The sequence below is a fragment of the Sphingobium sp. PAMC28499 genome (genome assembly GCF_004795815.1).
In the GTDB taxonomy this organism is placed as follows: Bacteria; Pseudomonadota; Alphaproteobacteria; order Sphingomonadales; family Sphingomonadaceae; genus Sphingobium; species Sphingobium yanoikuyae.
Genome location: NZ_CP039248.1, coordinates 2,637,535 through 2,654,652 on the forward strand (window position 1 = coordinate 2,637,535; position 17,118 = coordinate 2,654,652).

Annotated in this window: 16 protein-coding genes and 1 riboswitch; of the genes, 9 read left to right on the plus strand and 7 right to left on the minus strand. The window is 64.6% G+C overall.

Annotation, left to right across the window (positions count from 1 at the left end; all coding sequences use genetic code 11):
* Positions 1–67: 67 nt before the first annotated feature.
* From E5554_RS12815 to metA, 4 genes are all read left to right on the plus strand, one after another.
* A complete protein-coding gene (locus tag E5554_RS12815; protein WP_004212096.1) occupies positions 68–301 on the plus strand; it encodes an acyl carrier protein in 234 nt (77 codons plus the stop codon).
* A gap of 177 nt (positions 302–478) precedes the next feature.
* Complete coding sequence (gene fabF / locus E5554_RS12820; protein ID WP_004212097.1) at positions 479–1,738, plus strand: beta-ketoacyl-ACP synthase II; 1,260 nt, start codon at positions 479–481, stop codon at positions 1,736–1,738.
* Positions 1,739–1,847: 109 nt separating this feature from the next.
* The gene (gene mltG, locus E5554_RS12825; RefSeq protein ID WP_136188348.1) at positions 1,848–2,819 is read left to right on the plus strand and encodes an endolytic transglycosylase MltG; all 972 of its coding nucleotides are present in this window, start codon (positions 1,848–1,850) and stop codon (positions 2,817–2,819) included.
* Positions 2,820–2,879: 60 nt separating this feature from the next.
* A riboswitch (SAM-I-IV-variant riboswitch) is annotated at positions 2,880–2,988 on the plus strand.
* Between the two features lie 39 nt (positions 2,989–3,027).
* Positions 3,028–3,954: a homoserine O-succinyltransferase gene (gene metA, locus E5554_RS12830; protein ID WP_136187001.1), complete on the plus strand. Its 927-nt coding sequence runs from the start codon at positions 3,028–3,030 to the stop codon at positions 3,952–3,954.
* 10 nt (positions 3,955–3,964) lie between these two features.
* On the opposite strand, the gene E5554_RS12835 is transcribed toward metA, so the two are convergent.
* The gene (locus E5554_RS12835) at positions 3,965–4,384 is read right to left on the minus strand and encodes a sugar transporter (protein ID WP_136187002.1); all 420 of its coding nucleotides are present in this window, start codon (positions 4,382–4,384) and stop codon (positions 3,965–3,967) included.
* 107 nt (positions 4,385–4,491) lie between these two features.
* Here E5554_RS12835 and E5554_RS12840 point away from each other — a divergent pair, with 107 nt between their 5' ends.
* A complete protein-coding gene (locus E5554_RS12840; protein WP_168708762.1) occupies positions 4,492–4,995 on the plus strand; it encodes a 2'-5' RNA ligase family protein in 504 nt (167 codons plus the stop codon).
* A 521-nt stretch (positions 4,996–5,516) separates the two neighbouring features.
* On the opposite strand, the gene E5554_RS12845 is transcribed toward E5554_RS12840, so the two are convergent.
* The 6 genes from E5554_RS12845 to E5554_RS12870 all read right to left on the minus strand — a co-directional run bounded on the left by E5554_RS12845 (position 5,517) and on the right by E5554_RS12870 (position 13,103).
* Positions 5,517–6,743 carry an FAD/NAD(P)-binding oxidoreductase gene (locus tag E5554_RS12845; protein ID WP_136188349.1) on the minus strand — a complete coding sequence of 409 codons (1,227 nt, stop codon included), beginning with the start codon at positions 6,741–6,743 and terminating at the stop codon, positions 5,517–5,519.
* 123 nt (positions 6,744–6,866) lie between these two features.
* A complete protein-coding gene (locus E5554_RS12850) occupies positions 6,867–7,904 on the minus strand; it encodes a rod shape-determining protein (protein ID WP_004212110.1) in 1,038 nt (345 codons plus the stop codon).
* A 144-nt stretch (positions 7,905–8,048) separates the two neighbouring features.
* Positions 8,049–9,092, minus strand: coding sequence for a choice-of-anchor A family protein (locus E5554_RS12855; RefSeq protein WP_136187004.1), 1,044 nt, complete (start codon positions 9,090–9,092; stop codon positions 8,049–8,051).
* A 221-nt stretch (positions 9,093–9,313) separates the two neighbouring features.
* A complete protein-coding gene (locus E5554_RS12860) occupies positions 9,314–9,703 on the minus strand; it encodes a DUF4440 domain-containing protein (RefSeq protein ID WP_048937052.1) in 390 nt (129 codons plus the stop codon).
* A gap of 142 nt (positions 9,704–9,845) precedes the next feature.
* A complete protein-coding gene (locus E5554_RS12865; protein WP_136187005.1) occupies positions 9,846–12,149 on the minus strand; it encodes a TonB-dependent siderophore receptor in 2,304 nt (767 codons plus the stop codon).
* A gap of 231 nt (positions 12,150–12,380) precedes the next feature.
* Complete coding sequence (locus tag E5554_RS12870; RefSeq protein WP_017501166.1) at positions 12,381–13,103, minus strand: GntR family transcriptional regulator; 723 nt, start codon at positions 13,101–13,103, stop codon at positions 12,381–12,383.
* Between the two features lie 157 nt (positions 13,104–13,260).
* On the opposite strand from E5554_RS12870, the gene E5554_RS12875 reads away from it, so the two are divergent.
* From E5554_RS12875 to E5554_RS12890, 4 genes are read left to right on the plus strand one after another with little or no spacing between them, the layout of a single operon-like run.
* Complete coding sequence (locus E5554_RS12875; RefSeq protein WP_136187006.1) at positions 13,261–14,748, plus strand: aldehyde dehydrogenase family protein; 1,488 nt, start codon at positions 13,261–13,263, stop codon at positions 14,746–14,748.
* Positions 14,745–15,554, plus strand: a complete 810-nt coding sequence (locus E5554_RS12880) for a carboxymuconolactone decarboxylase family protein (protein ID WP_136187007.1) — start codon at positions 14,745–14,747, stop codon at positions 15,552–15,554. The genes E5554_RS12875 and E5554_RS12880 overlap by 4 nt, the downstream gene beginning before the upstream one ends.
* On the plus strand, positions 15,551–16,306 hold the full coding sequence (locus E5554_RS12885) for an SDR family oxidoreductase (RefSeq protein ID WP_136187008.1): 756 nt from the start codon (positions 15,551–15,553) through the stop codon (positions 16,304–16,306). Before E5554_RS12880 ends, E5554_RS12885 begins: the two co-directional genes overlap by 4 nt.
* Positions 16,303–17,112, plus strand: a complete 810-nt coding sequence (locus E5554_RS12890; protein WP_136187009.1) for an NAD(P)-dependent oxidoreductase — start codon at positions 16,303–16,305, stop codon at positions 17,110–17,112. Before E5554_RS12885 ends, E5554_RS12890 begins: the two co-directional genes overlap by 4 nt.
* Positions 17,113–17,118 lie beyond the last annotated feature (6 nt).

The window sequence follows — 17,118 nt, forward strand, 5'->3', positions numbered from 1 at the left end:
TGGCACTAGGGCAATGCCTTAACGGTTATTCAGAACCACCAACGATACCCAGTAAGAAGGACCACTCATGAGTGAGACCGCGGATCGCGTAAAGAAAATCGTCGTCGAGCATCTGGGCGTCGAAGCCGAGAAGGTGACCGAGGACGCCAGCTTCATCGACGATCTGGGCGCAGACAGCCTGGACATCGTTGAACTGGTGATGGCGTTCGAAGAAGAATTCGGCGTCGAAATCCCGGACGATGCGGCTGAGAAGATCGCCACCGTCAAGGACGCGATCGACTATATCGACAGCAAGGCCTAAGGGCTTCGCGGCCTGCCCCAGTGGCGGGCCGCCCTCCTTGCACAAGGATTGGCTCCTCCTGTCCGGTGATCCCGGAGCTTGGGGAGCCTTTTCGTATCTGGCCTGCCGTTCACAAGTGCGTGTGGAACGCCTAGATGAGCGGCACGGAACCAAAAATTGGAATTTCGGAGCAAGCATATGCGTCGCGTCGTCGTAACCGGCCTTGGCATGGTAAGCCCGCTTGGCGGGGATGTCGAAACCACCTGGAAGAACATCATCGCGTCGAAATCCGGCGCGGCGACGATCACCCGCTTCGACGCCACCGATTACAAGTGCCGCATCGCCTGCGAAGTGAAGCCGGCGGATCATGAATATGGCTATGACGCCTCGCTGGACGTCGACCACAAGATCCAGCGCCAGGTCGATCCGTTCATCGTCTATGGCATTTCCGCCGCCAGCCAGGCGCTGCGCGACGCGGGCCTGGACAATATGTCGGAAGAAGAGCGCCTGCGCGCCGGCTGCTCGATCGGTTCGGGCATCGGCGGCCTGCCGGGCATCGAAAGCGAATCGCTGGTGCTGGCCAACAAGGGCCCCAACCGGGTTTCGCCGCACTTCGTCCATGGTCGCCTGATCAACCTGATCTCGGGCCAGGTCTCGATCAAATACGGCCTGATGGGTCCGAACCATGCCGTCGTCACAGCCTGCTCGACCGGCGCCCACTCGATCGGCGACGCTGCGCGCATGATCGCGATGGACGATGCCGACGTGATGCTGGCGGGCGGCGCGGAAAGCGCGATCTGCCCGATCGGCATCGCCGGCTTCGCCCAGGCGCGTGCGCTCTCGACCGGCTTCAACGACACGCCGGAAAAGGCGTCGCGTCCCTATGACGTCAACCGTGACGGCTTCGTCATGGGCGAAGGCGCGGGCGTGGTCGTGCTGGAAGAATATGAGCGGGCCAAGGCGCGCGGCGCGAAAATCTATGCCGAAGTCATCGGCTATGGCCTGACCGGCGACGCCTATCATGTCACTGCGCCGCACCCGGAAGGCAATGGCGGTTTCCGTTCGATGCAGATGGCGCTCAAGCGTTCGGGCCTGTCGCTGGAAGATATCGACTATGTGAACGCGCATGGCACTTCGACCCCGCTGGGCGACGAGCTGGAACTGGGCGCGGTCAAGCGTCTGTTCGGCGATCATCTGGGCAGCATGTCGATGTCGTCGACCAAGTCGGCGATCGGCCACCTGCTGGGCGGCGCGGGCGCGGTGGAGAGCATCTTCTGCATCCTCGCCATGCGCGACCAGATCGTGCCGCCGACGCTCAACCTCGACGAGCCGAGCGAAAGCTGCAAGGGCGTGGACTTGGTCCCGCACGTCGCCAAGGAGCGCAAGGTGCGCGCGGTGCTGAACAACTCGTTCGGCTTCGGCGGCACCAACGCCTCGCTCATCATGAAGGCGATCTGATACGCCTGATCCTCCCCTAAAAAGGGGAGGATCATGTAAGCCATAGCCGGTTGGGCATTATTTGGGTCGGGCAGTTGGGATGATGGCAAGACGATCCGGCGCAAATCCGGTGCGGCGACTGGGCTGCATCATCCTTCTGATCGGCCTGGCCGTTGTCGCCTTTGTTGGTTTCCGCTTCGTTCATGGCTGGACCGAGACGGGGCCGGCCACCCAGAATATCAGCATCGTCGTACCGGAGGGATCGACCCTGTCCGATGCCGCGGTGCTGCTGAAATCGGCCGGCGCGGTGCGTTCGGCCGATGCCTTCCTGACCCGCGCGAAGGTCTTTGGCGGCGCCAAGCCGATCAAGGCCGGCGAGTTCGTGGTGCCCAAGGGCGCCAGCAACCGCGAGATATTGTCGATCCTGCAGGGCGGCAAGACGCTGACCCGGCTGGTTACCATCCCCGAAGGCATGCCGTCGATCCTGGTGCAGGAACGGCTGATGGCGAATGACGAGCTGACCGGCGAAGTCGCGGTGCCGCAAGAGGGCAGCGTGCTGCCCGACAGCTATGCCTTCGACAAGGGCGAGCCGCGCGCCGCCGTATTGAAGCGGATGCAGGCGGCGATGGACAAGGCGCTGGCGAAGCTCTGGGCCGAACGCGCGCCCAACACGATCGCCAAGTCGCCCCAGGAGGCGATCATCCTCGCCTCGATCGTCGAGAAGGAAACCGCGATCGCCAAGGAGCGGCCGATGGTCGCGGGCGTCTACAGCAACCGTCTGCGCAAGAATATGATGCTGCAGGCCGACCCGACGATCATCTATCCGATCACCAAGGGCAAGCCGCTCGGCCGCCGGATCAAGAAGTCTGAGATCGCCGACGTCAACGACTACAACACCTATGCCATGACCGGCCTGCCCAAGGGGCCGATCGCCAATCCGGGCCGCCTGTCGATCCTGGCGGTGCTGCATCCGGCCGAGACGAATGCGCTCTATTTCGTCGCGGACGGGAAGGGCGGCCATATCTTTGCCGACACCTATCAGCAGCATAATGAGAATGTGCGGAAGTGGTTCGAGATCCGCCGCGCGCGGGGCGAGCTGTAAAGCCCGGCTTGGCCGATATATAGCCGGGCTTGCCACATGGTCCGGCGCGCGCTAGGGACAGTGCAGCATCAAGAGTTGGGGCGACGCCCAACGCCAACCTGCCGTTCCGGGCAAGGTGGCACTCCCGATCCGGGAGGATGTGGCCGATCCGGCAACAAAGCGGACCTCAGCCACCGATCGTCGCCCCGCCAGGAAGGACTGACGAGACGTGCCGATCAAGATTGCCGACGACCTGCCCGCCCGCCGCACGCTGGAAGCCGAGGGCGTTGCCGTGATGGGCGAGGCGGATGCGGTGCGGCAGGATATCCGCCCGTTGCGGATCGCGCTGCTGAACCTGATGCCCAACAAGATCGATACCGAGACGCAGCTTGCGCGGCTGCTCGGCGCCTCGCCGTTGCAGGTGGAACTGACGCTGGTGCGGATCAGCGACCATGTGTCGCGCAACACCTCCGCCGATCATATGCAGTCCTTCTACCGCGCCTGGACCGATGTGCGCGACGAGCGGTTCGATGGCTTCCTGATCACCGGCGCGCCGGTCGAGCATCTGCCGTTCGAGGAGGTGAGCTACTGGCAGGAACTGCGCGCGATCTTCGACTGGACCCAGACCCATGTGCATCGTTCGCTCAGCATCTGCTGGGCGGCGCAGGCGGCGCTCCATCATTTCCACGGGGTCGAGAAACATGCGCTGGAGCGCAAGGCGTTCGGCGTGTTCCGCCATCGCAACCATGCTCCGGCCTCGCCCTATCTGCGGGGCTTTTCCGACGATTTCTCGATCCCCGTGTCGCGCTGGTCGGAAGTGAGGCGGGAATCGCTGCCGCTCGATCGCGGGCTGCAACTGCTGGCCGACAGCGCGGAGACCGGGCCTTGCCTGGTCCATGATCCGCGCCATGGCTTCCTGCACATGTTCAACCATGTCGAATATGACACGCGCACCCTGGGCGACGAATATGCGCGCGACGGCGGCCGCCAGATGCCGGCCCATTATTTCCCGGATGACGACCCGACCCGGCCGCCGGAAAATCGCTGGCGCAGCCATGCCCATCTGCTGTTCGGCAACTGGATCAACGACCTCTACCAGACCGCGCCGTTCGACGTGGACATGATCGGCCAGGAGATATTGCAGAGCGCGGCCTGATCGGCGCCGATCAGCGCAGCAGACCCTTGGCCGCCTGACTGCGGGCGTAGAGCCACTGGCCGATGCCGATCAGGACGATGACGGTCGGGAAGATCGCCGCGCCCGCGCCCTTCACCGCCAGCAGGTCGGTGTGAAGGAATGTGTATCCGAACTGGACGATCACCGCGAGCAGCGACAGCAGGAACAGCGGCACCGCGACGCGGCGGCGCAGCAGCAGGGCGATCGCGCCCAGCGTGCCAGCGCCCACCGCCACCGCATAGACGGCCCAGGCCCAGCCGGGCATCTGGGCAAAGACGCGTGCGGTGTCGGGATCGGTTTTGGCGAGTTCGCCGAGGTCGGCGCCATATTGCATGACGAAGGCGGCGACCCCCATCAGGTTCCATAGCAGCAGGATGACGGCGATGATGACGAAGGATGCCGGTGCGCGCATGATGCTTCCCCTCCTGGGCCGCGCCTGCTTGCCGGGCGCGGCATCTGTCATCATATAGCCTGTCCCGGCCGGGCGAAAGTCCGCCATCGCGTTGCAGGGAGGCGGTCCTGGCTGATCCGATCATTGTCACCGCGCTGCTGGGCGCCGCCGATTTCGCCTGGGCGGATGGCTTGCGCCGCGCCCATTTTCCGCCCGAACGCAATCAGGTGCCGGCGCATGTCACCCTGTTCCATCATCTGCCGCCTTCGCTGCTGCCGGAACTCAGGACGCGGATGAAACAGATATGTGCCGGCCCGGCGCCACGGGCGCGGCTGGGCGATGTGCTGCTATTGGGGCAGGGGGTCGCCTATCGCATCGACAGTCCCGATCTGGCGGCGTTGCGGGACGAATTGGCGGACGCCTTCACAGGCCTGCTGACGCCGCAGGACCAGGCCGGCTTTTGCCCGCATCTGACCGTGCAGAACAAGGTGGAGCCCAGGGTTGCGCGGGCGCTGGCCGACCGATTGCGCGCCGATTTCCATCCCCGCCCGATCGCAATCGCAGGCCTGGCCGCCTGGCACTATCGCGGCGGACCATGGGAACTGGCAAGCGAGACCCGGTTTCGCGGGTAGGGGGGATTTGGGTGGTTTTCCGCTATTCCCCTCCCGCACGCGGGAGGGGCTGCGAGACTTATGCGCGAAGCGCATTAGTCGCAGCGGGGTGGGCTTGTGCGACGTCCATCCCACCCCCCAACCCCCTCCCGCCTGCGGGGGGGGGGGAACAGGGCTGCTCTTGGTCGTCAGCCGTCAAAACCCGATACCTTCATTGCTTCGCTACGCCTGCAATGGCGGGGTTCGCTCGCTTCCCGGCCGTCTTTCCTACTCGGCATTTTTCTGGTCCACCCTGTGGGATGGAATTGGCCGCTCCCATTGCCCCGATATCGACCTTGCTGCAGCGTCCTGCCGCAACAAGTCTGTCGCGTCATGGTAGCCTGATCGTCGCTTCGCTGGCGCGTCGGTGTCGCTTCACAGGCGCGCGATTGTCGCGCTGCCGTCGCTTTCCGATGATCCTGTGCGTGGAAAATGGCGCAAAACGGGGCGACGACACTGTGAACTTCGTAGGAAAATCCGATTGTCGCGTCGTCGCCTACCGATCAGGCGAGGCCCACTTCCTTGAGCGGGATGCCGGCATCGGCCAGCTGCACGGGATCGAGATGGGCGCCCGACAGCACATGGGCGCGGCCCTGGACATAGTCCTTGACGGCATTGACGCAGTCGAGCGCGATCAGCTTGCCGCCCTTCAAATAGACGACCGAGAAGCTGCGGGTGGCGGGATCGCCGCGCAGTACCGTCTGGTCGAAACCGGTCGAGAGGCCCACGGTCTGGAGCTTGAGATCATATTGGTTCGACCAGAACCAGGGCACGGCGTCATAGGCTTCTTCCTTGCCAAGGATGTGGGCCACCGCGGTCTTGGCCTGGTCATTGGCGTTCTGGACGGATTCGAGGCGCATCTGCGCGCCGCCGGCAAAGCGGTTGGCATGGGACGCGCAATCGCCCACGGCATAGATGTCGGGCAGCGAGGTGCGGCAATATTCGTCGACGTCGACGCCATTGCCGCCGGCCGCGCCCGCCGCGATCAGCGGGCCGGTTTCGGGCACGATGCCGATGCCCACGATCACCATGTCGGTCTCGATCCGCTCGCCATCCTGCATCAGCACCGCGGTGGCCCGGCCGTCCTCGACCGCGATACAGTCCATCTTTGCGCCGGTGCGCAGATCGACGCCATGGGCGCGATGCTCCGCCTCGTAGAAGCGCGACAGATCCTCGCCCGCGACGCGGGCCAGCACCCGGTCGAGCGCTTCGAGCAGGACGACGGTCTTGCCGAACTTGGAGAGGACGGCGGCCGCCTCCAGCCCGATATAGCCGCCGCCGATGATGGTGACATGGCTGACGCTGTCGATCTTCGCCATCATCGCGTCGACATCGTCGCGGCGGCGCACGGCATGGACATTGGCGGCTTCGGCGCCGCTACAGGTGAGCATCCGGGGGCTGCCGCCGGTACACCAGATCAGCTTGTCATAGCCGATTTCCGCGTCGCCGACGGTGACGAACTTGCCGACCGGATCGACGCTCCTGACCCGCTTGCCCAGAAGCATGTCGATCTTGCGCTCGTCCCAGAAGGCGGCGGGGCGGATCAGGATACGGTCGAAGCTCTTGTCGCCGGCGAAATATTCCTTGGAGAGGGGCGGGCGCTCATAGGGCGGATCCTTCTCGTCGCCGATCATGCCGACCGAGCCTTCGAAACCGTGTTGCCGCAGCGAGATCGCCGCCTGCGCACCGGCATGGCCGGCCCCCACGATCAGAACGTCATAATAGCTCATCCGCCCGCTCATCCTCTTTTATCCGGGGCTTTGCTTGGCGGCATTTGGCGGTGCTGGCAAGCGCCGATGTGGCGGGGCGGGCAAGCGATGCCCGCCAACCATCGTCGGGGCGGTGCGCGCCGGTCAGGACATGGTCAGAACGCCCTCATAGGCGCGGTCTTCCAGCGCCTTGCCGGCGCCCATGGCGACGCACATCAGGGGCGTGTCGGCGATCCGCACGGGCAGGCCGGTGGCTTCGGACAGCGCCTCATCCAGCCGGCGCAGCAGCGCGCCGCCGCCGGTCAGGGTGATGCCCTCGTCAATGATGTCGGACGACAGTTCCGGCGCGGTCTGTTCCAGCGCGGTCATCACCGCCATCACGATCTGGCCGACCGGTTCGGACAGGGCGTCGCAGATTTCCGCTTCGCTGATGGTCATTTCGGCCGGGCGACCATTCACCAGGTCGCGGCCCTTGACGATGATCCGCTCGCCCTCGCCATCGGGCGGGGTGGCGCAGCCGATCGCGCATTTGACCCGTTCGGCGGTGGCTTCGCCGATCATCAGATTATGGACGCGGCGGATGTGCGAGGCGATCGCGTCGTCCAGCTTGTCGCCGCCGACGCGGGCCGAATTGCTGTAGGCGATGCCGTTGAGCGACAGCACGGCCACTTCGGTCGTGCCGCCGCCGATATCGACCACCATCGCGCCGCGCGGTTCGGTGACGGGCAGGCCGGCGCCGATCGCCGCGGCCATCGGCTCCTCGATCAACTGCACCCGCGCCGCGCCGGCGTTGGAAGCCGCATCGCGCAGCGCGCGCCGTTCGACCATGGTGGAGCCGGTCGGCACGCAGATCACGACATCATAGCGGCGGCCGAAACGTCCGCCGTCCTGCGCCTTCTCGACGAAATGCTTGATCATCTGTTCGGCCACGTCGATGTCGGCGATCACGCCGTCGCGCAGCGGGCGGATCGCCTGGATATTGGCCGGGGTCTTGCCCATCATCAGCTTGGCTTCATTGCCCACCACCTTGACCTTGCGGATGCCGCGAATGGTCTCGATCGCGATGACGGACGGTTCGTTCAGCACGATGCCCCGGTCGCGGGCGTGGATGACGGTATTCACGGTGCCAAGGTCGATCGCCATGTCGCAGGCGGTCGAGGAGAAGAAGCGGGGCATTTTCATGGGAAAGCGGCGATCTGCAAAGATTGTGAAACAATGGCTCCCTGTGCCGCCGCCCGGCGGCGATCAGAAGGGCGCTGCGCCAGTCCGTCCGTTTCCCGCGTCTGGCCGAGGGTGAAGGGACGGAAAAGCACGGTAAAGGGCGGTTCAGGCGGTCTTGCGGATCAGTCGGCGGCCCAACAGCACGCCGGCGATCCCGAGCAGGAACAGGGTCCAGCCCGGCGCTTCGGGCACCGGCGTGCCGCCCGAGCTGCTGCCGGTCGGCGGATCGATCGGCGGCGTATAGGTTCCGGTATAGGTGCCCAGATGCATCTCGCCATTCTGGGTCAGGTTGCCGAACACGGCCGATCCCTGAATATAGTTGGCGGTGGTCGCATCGGCCCAGGGCGCGAGCAGCGATCCGCCCCAGCTGTTGGTGAGGTCGAGCGACTGGGCGTCGCCGAAATTCCAGATCACATGTTCGCCCAGACTGGCGGTGCCGCCCAGGAAATTGTCGTTGAGGCTGACCGCGCTGCCGCTGACATTGACGATCGCGGTGTCGGCGCCGTTCAGGTTGAAGGCGATCTCGCCCACCTTGTCGAGATCGGCGGCGCTGATCGAGAAGACGGCCAGGCCGTTGGCGTCTGGGCTGGCGTTGAAGGTGGCGCGGTTGCCGCTGATCACCATGTCGCTGTTGGCGGCCAGGCCCGACAGGTTGGTCGACAATTGTTTCATGCTGCCGGCCAGCACCGTGCCCTGCGTCGCCAGGCTGGATGCGAAGCCGGGGTCGGACGTGGCCAGGCCGGACTGGACGCTGTTCTGGTTGATATTGGTGTTGCTGATGGTGCCGCCGACCTTCACCGTCTGGGCCGCGCCATTGAGGTTGAAGCCGCTTTCGACATTACCGCCGACCAGTGCGCCCGACCCGTTGTTCAAATTCTTGATGCCGCCGGTGACATTGCCGACCACGGTGAGGCCCGCCTGGCCCGTGGCGGACGTGGCGGGGGTGCTGATCTGGTAGCTGGAGGAGGTGCCGGTAAGGTCGCCGCCAACGAAGGTGCGGCCCTCCACTTCGGAAGAGGAACTGAGGTCGCCCAGCACGATCAGATTCCATTCGCGCAGCGCGTCGGTGCCGGTGACGGGTGAGGCATGAGCGGGGGCGGCAGCCAGCAGCGCCAGCGACGCCGAAACCATGAAACCGGTCTTTTTCATAATAGATAACGCCAAGTCTTCGCATGTCGTCACAATGGATTGCGTGACGCGTGGCGAAGTCCCCCCTTCCGCTCCCTGGATTGTCGGCCCCGACTCCGGCGCCGGGGCGCCAAGGACAGGGTGGGCGCGCCATAATCCTGTCGGACCGGCGCGGCAATATTTTATTAACTATTGCGCGAAGATCGTGGCGGCTCGTCTTGGCGAGGGAAGACGCGGACTTTTCAGGCCAGGGTCAGGTAAAGTTCCGCCTCGATCAGCCACTCGCTGCCAATCTGCCGCCATTTGGCGGTGTAGGCGCCCGAGGCAATGAGGATGCCGGACGATGCGGCGGCGCCCTGCCACTGGCCATGTTCGAAGGCGATCGGTTCGACGGGCGAGACGAGGATCGTGTCGGGCGTGCGGGTGTAGATGCTGCGATCGGGCGCGGCAAATTCGCGCTTCCAGGCCATCAGCTGCGCCTTGCGCCCGGCGATGACGCCGCTGTCGGTGCCGGTCACCATCACCACATCCTGCGCCAGGATCGGCCCGATGGCGGCCAGGTCGGCATCGGCGAGCGCCCGGTTGAAGCTGGCGCGGCGCAGGCGGATGGCAAGATCGGCGGTGGCGGTCATGGCGCTTCCCTTAGCAGGCAGCGCTGCCATCGCCATGCCCGTCAGGTCAAAAAAAAGAACGCCCGCAGCGGGCTGCGGGCGTTCCGTTCGCCAGACCGGGCCATGTCGAGGAGGGCATGGCCGGCCTGGCGGGGAGAGGGGGTTAGAGCTTGTAGCCCAGGGTCAGCACCCAGGAGCGGCCTTCGCCCGGATTGGCCCAGCCATTGTTGCGGATGCTGGTATAATATTTTTCGTTGGTGAAGTTCTGGACGTTGAGCTGCGCCGTCAGCTTCTCGTCGAAGGTGTAGGACAGCATCGCCCGGTGAACGAGATAATCGTCCGCCTTATACATGGTCGCGGCACTCGAATTGCTGAGATACCAGCTGCCCTGATAGGTCAGGCCATAGCCCAGCTGCAGCCCGAAGGGCAGGGTGTAGGTGGTGAACAGGCTGCCCGAATGCTTGGGCGTGTTGGTCAGCGGATTGCCGGCCTGCACGTCCACGACGCCCTGGTCCTTCTGATAGTCGGAGATGCTCTGGATCACCTTCGTATCGAGATAGGTGTAGTTGGCGAAGACGGTCCAGGCTTCGGTGATGTTGCCCGACGCGCCCAGGGTGACGCCGTTGACGCGGTTGCGGCCGTCATTGACCGGCAGCGTGCCGATCAGCGGATCATTGCTGGCGACGCGATAATTGGTGCGTTCGTTGCGGAACAGCGCGGCGGTCAGCTGCAGGCCGCCGTCGAACAGGTCGATCTTGCCGCCGACTTCATAATTGACCGCCTGTTCGGGTTTGGCTTCGCAGGCATTGTTGCTGCCGCCCGAGCCGACGATCACCAGGCCGCAGCCCGACCGCACGCTGGTCGCGGTCGGCGTCTTGCTGTTGGCATAGGCGACATAGAGGCTGGCATTGTCGGCTGGCTTGTAGACCAGGCCGATGCGGTAGGAGAAGAGATCGTCGGTCGCATTCTGCTGCGCGCCGGTGGTGTAGGCGCCGCCGGCGGCCGGCGTGGCGATCGTGTCGGAGCGGAAGCGGGCGCGGTTATGTTCCCAGCGGACGCCGCCATTCAGTTCGAGCCCATCGACGATCTTGGCCGCAGCAAAGGCATAGGTCGCGATGTTGAACAGGTCGCCCATCTGGTGGCCGGACCGGATCTTGTTGACCGAGCCGGTATAGATGCCGTTCGGATCGCTGATGCTGATCGGATCGAGCGTGGGGTTCGGCGTGGCGCCGTTGGCGTTGCGCAGGACGTTGCCATTGTCCAGCGTGTAATCTTCCTGCAGCATCGAGGTGCCGATGACCAGCGTATGGCCGCCCGGAATATTGAAGGTCAGGTCGAGCTGATTGTAGAGCGTCTGGTTGACCGAGTCCCGGAAGCCGCCACGCGGGCCGCTGGGATAATACATGCCCGGCACCTGGCCGGCGGCGCAGGCCGCACCGGTCGGCAGCGTGCCGTTGGCGAGGCAATAGGCGCCCTGTGGCGGGTTGACGACCAGATTCTGCTCGACGCGCTGCCAGCGCGACAGGTTGCGGACCGACAGCAGGTCGCTGAAACGATGGTCGAAGATCGCCGTCGCCTGGTCGATCGTCTGATCCTGCTTGTCGAGATTCTTGTAGCCATAATAGCCGCTATAGGGGGCGCCGGGCAGCGGCCCGTCATAGATCGCATTCTTGTAATAGGGCACGCCGTAGAGCGGCGTATTCTCGTCTTCCTGATGGGTGTAGAGCAGGGTCAGCGAGGTCGGCCCTTCCACGCCCAGCTTGACCGAGGGGGCCACGCCCCAGCGCTTGTAGCTGTCGACATCGCGCCGGGCGACGTCATTTTCATGATACATGGCGTTGAGGCGCACGGCGATTTGCTCGTTGACGCGGACATTGCTGTCGATGGTCGCGCGATAATAGTCGGACGTGCCGATGCCGCCCTGAACCAGCGTTTCGCTGTCGGCCTTGGGACGCTTGGTGACCAGGTTGATATTGCCGCCGATCGCGCCCGAACCACCATAGACGGAGTTGGCGCCGTTGGTGACCTCGATCTGCTCCAGGTTGAACGGGTCGGTGCGGCTATATTGGGCGCTGTCGCGCACGCCATCGATGCTGATGTCGGTGTTGGCGCTCTGGCCACGCAGGTTGATGCTGTCGCCATAGCCGCCGCCGCCTTCGCCCGCGCCGAAGGTGATGCCCGGAACGGTCGACAGCACGTCGCGCAGGGTGAGGAGGTTCTGCTTCTGGATGGTCTGGTTGCCGATCACCGTGATGGTCTGCGGCGTGTCGAGCAGGGGGCGAACATATTTGGGCGATTCGGGCTTTTCCACCTTGATGGAACTGTCGTCGATCGCCGTGTCGGTGACCGTGACGCCACCCAGTGCCTGGCCCTGGCCATTATCCTGCGCGTGCGCGCCGGATGCGAAGGCCATTGCGCCGACGCAGCTCAGTGCGAGGAAGGATGGAGTGTTTCCATATTTCGCCATTGTTTCAGAACCCCTTTCGATTGTTGCAGGGGCTGCTATTGCGACCTATTCGCATTGTCAATGCTATTGCGAGTGGATATCTATTCGACGATGCTTTTTTGCTAAATGATGTAAAAGTCGCACAGTCGGCAAAGTGGCTAAATGGCCGATGCATGGATCATGACGGTGCCATCAGCGGCGCGTGCCTGTGGCGGCACCCGAACGCATCGCTTTGTGGTGTGCGATGCTGCTTCACACGCGGTCGAATGCGCACAAGGTGGCCAAAACCTGCCGATTTTGGCGGTCGGCCTCGAAATGGGCGAGGGCTGGGTCATGATCGGCGATCGCGTCGATGATGCGCAGGCGACCGTGGCGCCATATGCCGAGGTCGAACATGTCGGCCCCGGTGCCGTCGCGCTCCACATCGCGCGCGCTCCCCAGCGCAACACGGGTCAACAGCTCGAACAGGGGCTGGCTGACCATTTTGAACAATATGTCCTGCAGTTGGCCTTCCAACTGGCCGAGCCTGTCCATGCTGTCGCATGCATCGATCTGATTGCGCAGGTCGCGCAATTCCCTGTGAAGGGCCTGGTCGTCACATCGCGCGGCAGCGGCGCAGAGCCTGTTGAACAGCAGCGAGGTGATGTCGAGTATCTCGCGCCAGGAGCCCGGCTCGCCGCATAGATAAGCGCTCAGCATCCGTTCCAGATCGGCCATTTGCGGTCGTCGGCCATAATAGCCGCCGCCCGGACCGCGCCGGACCTCCAGCAAGCCCTCATGCTCCAGGATGCGTGCAGCCTGCTGGACCGTGACGATGCCGACTTCAAGCTCGCGGGCAAGGGTTTGCAGTGAACCAATCTGTTCGCCGGCCGATGCAGCGAGGATGCGCCGGCGCAGGGTGTCGGCGGTATGGCGGACGATCTGCCGCTTGCCGATCGCCGGTTCGGTCAGGTCATTTTGCTGGATGAGGCTCATATGAATTAATGTGCATGTTGATTGATATTTCGCAAGGGCGATACTGAGCGCGATCGCCTTGATGATCTAATAATATGCACATTAATATCAATTCTAAGAGTCGCCGCCCGGTCCTGGAGCGGTGCCGCTGCGCTTGCCGCGCCGGAAGGAGAGAGCCATGGCGTTCAGGGATCCCGTGATCGACGCATTGCCGCGTCACCCCATCATCATTGGCGGAAAGCGCGAAGTGCCCACCGGCCAGGCGCGCCACGCCCATGTCTATCCCGGCACCGGCAAGGTGACGCAGGAACTGGCGTTGGCAGATGCAGAGGATGTCGACCGGGCCACGGCCGCCGCGCGCAAGGCTTTCCCCGCATGGCGCGCGATGCCCGGCGACAAGAGGCGCGACCTCATGTTCCGCATCGCCGCCCTGCTGGAGGCCAAGTCGGCGGATTTCGCGCCGAGCCTGATCGCCGAAAATGGATCGGTGGCGATGGTGGCGCCCTATATGGGTTATGATGCCGCCCAGAAATTCCGCTATTTCGGCGGCTGGTGCGATAAGCTGCACGGTCGCACCATCCCGATGTGGGGCGCGCCGGCCCATGATTATGTCAGCTATGATCCCTATGGCGTGATCGGCATCATCGTGCCGTGGAACGGACCGCTGTTCGCTGCGACCATGGTGCTGGCGCCGGTGCTGGCAGCGGGCAATTGCGTGGTGATCAAGGCACCGGAACTTGCCCCCTACAGCGTCATGCAACTGGTCGAACTGCTGCATGAGGCGGGCCTGCCGGATGGCGTCGTCAACCTGGTCACGGGCGGCGCCGATGTCGGCGCGGCGATGGTCAGCCATCCCGGCATCGACAAGATCGAGTTCATCGGATCGGGCGCGACCGCGCGCCATGTGCTGACCAATGCGGCCCAGTCGCTCAAGCCCGTCGGCCTGGAACTGGGCGGCAAGTCGGCCGTGGTCGTGTTCGATGATGCCGACCTGATGCTCGCGGCGAAGAAGGGGCTGACCGGGGCGATTTCCTCCAATGGGCAGGGCTGCATCAACGGTACACGCCTGCTGGTCCAGCGCGGTATTTATGACCGTTATCTCGACCTGATCGGGGCGATGGCGGGCCATGTGCAGTCGGGCGATCCGTTTGATCCCGCGACGGTGCTGGGGCCGGTGATCAGCCAGACTGCGCTCGATCGGATCAGCGGGATGGTGGCGCGGGGCGTCGCCGATGGCGGCCGCATCATCGCGGGTGGGCAGCGGCTGGACGGCGATTTTGCCGATGGCTTCTACCTGCCGGTGACGATCCTCGCGGATGTGCCGGACCAGTGCGAGATCGCCCGGAATGAGGTGTTTGGCCCGGTCCTGGTCGTGACGCCGTTCGAGGATGAGGAAGAGGCGATCGCGCTCGCCAACGGCACCGACTATGGTCTGGGTGCCTATGTCCACACGCAGAATTTGCGCCGCGCCCATCATCTGGCGCGCGAGCTGCAGGCCGGCATGATCCATGTGAATGGTGCAGGTGAGGCGATGCAGCCCAATTGCCCGTTCGGCGGCTTCAAGAAGAGCGGTCATGGCCGGCTGGGCGGGGTCGAGGGGTTGCATGAGTTTCTCCAGCCCAAGAATATCTGGATGAGCATGGCCGCGCCGGAGGGTGGGCAATGAGCCTGTGTGATCCGGCAGTGCGCAACGCGCTCGGCAGTCGCCTCCAGTCTGAACTGACCGGGCGGGATGATCCCGCGCCGCAATCGCCGGTGGCGGAGAGCTGGCGCGATTTCATCTATGCCGAAATCTGGTCTCGTCCGGGGCTGGATCGGCGCGCACGTTTCCTGATCGCGCTGGCTTCCGCGGCCGGCGCGGATGCGCCCGCCGACCGGCTGGACGGCTATGTCCGTGGGGCGTTGACGACCGGCGCGCTGACCCAGGGCGAATTGCGCGAGGCAGCGCTGCATGTCGCGGTCTATTCCGGCTGGGACAAGGGGGGGACGATTGATGCGGCGATCGATCGGGTCGAAGCAGAGCAGGGGCTGGCGCCGGCTGTGCTGGCACCGATCCGGGCCGAACCCTGGGATGCGCAGCAACGCATGGAGCAGGGCTTTGCCGAATTTCGCGCGGTGATGACCTTTCACGGCCCGCGCGTCGGCAATGGCCTGCCCTATCTGCAGGATGGCATATTGAACTTCGTGTTCGGCGAAATGTGGTGTCGGCCGGGCCTCGATCAGCGGTCGCGCCGCTTCCTCACGCTGGTGGGCGTCGCAGATTCCGCTGCCACCGTGCCGATCGCCAGCCATTTCCATGCTGCGATGGCGAGCGGCAATTGCACCGCCGCCGAACTCAACGAGTTCGTCCTCCAATATGCGGTCCATGCCGGCTGGCCCAAGGCGTCGGTGATCCAGGGCGTGGTGCTGGAAATGGCCGGCAAGGTCGCCAAGGGCCTGGTTTGGAACCAGAAAGAGGGGGGCAAGCAATGAGCATCGCGATCGACATGCGCGGCAAGGTGGCGCTGGTGACTGGGGCAGCTTCGGGCCTTGGCCGCGCGACGGCGATGAAACTGGCACAGGCCGGCGCTGGGCTGTGGCTGGTGGACGTCAATGCGGAAGGGGTGGCCGAAACGCTGAGCCTGCTTCCTGAGGGCGAGCATCAGACCGCGATGGTCGATCTGGCCGATCCTGACGCTTGCCGGGCCACCGTCGATGCGGCTGTCGCCCATTTCAGCCAGCTCGATGCGCTTTGCAATGTCGCTGGCCTCATCTATCTCGCCAATTCGCCCGACATGCCCCGGCTGCTTTGGGACAAGACGCTGGCGGTCAACCTTACCGCGCCCTTCCTGCTGTCACAGGCGGCAATCCCGCATCTGCTGAAGGTCAATGGCGCGATCGTGAATGTCGTCTCTTCGGCCGCCTTCATCGGCGAGGCCTATGCCGCCGCCTATTGCGCGTCGAAAGCCGGCCTTCTCAACCTCACCAAGGCCATGGCGATGGAGTATCAGAAGCAGCCGATCCGCATCAACGCCGTTGCGCCCGGTGGCATGATGACCAATATCGCCACCAATTTCCGGCCGCCCGAAGGTTGCGACTTCGAATTGCTCAAGCGTTTTTCCGGGATGCGCGGCACGGTCGAGGTCGATGATGTCGCCGACATGGTCGCCTTGCTCGCCTCGCCGGCCGGGCGTGGCTTCCATGGCAATTGCATCTCGATCGATGCCGGGATCACCGCAGGATGAGCGGGATGGAACGGATCGGTTTCATCGGCCTTGGCAGCCAGGGCGGCCCCATGGCTGAACGGATCGCTGCCGCTGGCTATCCGCTCATGCTCTGGGCCCGCCGTGCGGATGCGCTGGCGCCCTTCGTCGAAAAGGGCGCCACGGCAGCGCCGGACATCGCGACATTGGGTGCGACCTGCGATCATGTCGGCATCTGCGTCGTCGATGACGCCGGCGTGGCGGAGATCGTCGGACAATTGCTGCCCGCGATGCGACCGGGCAGCCGGATCGTCATCCATTCGACGATATTGCCCGACCATTGCGTCGCACTGGCCGAGCGCTGCGCGGAACGGGGCATCGCCTTCCTCGATGCGCCGGTCAGTGGCGGTGGCCCCGCCGCGGCGACCGGCACCTTGACCCTGATGTGTGGCGGTGCGGTCGATGTCTTCGAGGCCGCCCGGCCGGTGCTGGAAAGCTTTGGCGGCCTGATCGTGCGGATGGGCGATGTCGGCGCCGGGCAACGGGCGAAGATCGTCAACAACGCGCTGATGGCGGCCAATATGGGACTGGCCCATGCCGCGATGGAGGCGGGCAGAGCGCTGGACCTGGATGGCGCAGCCCTGCGCAACCTCATCAAGGCGAGCAGCGGCCGCAGCTTCGGCTTCGAGGTCTATGCCCGCCTGCCGACGCCGGGCGCCTTTGCCCATGGCGCGCCGCTGCTGCGCAAGGATGTCGGTCTGCTGATGCACAGCCTGCCCGGTGACGCCGGTGCCGAAGCCCTGTCCCGCGCCGCGATGCCCTTCCTATCCGCCGTCTGCGGCGACTGACCTTTT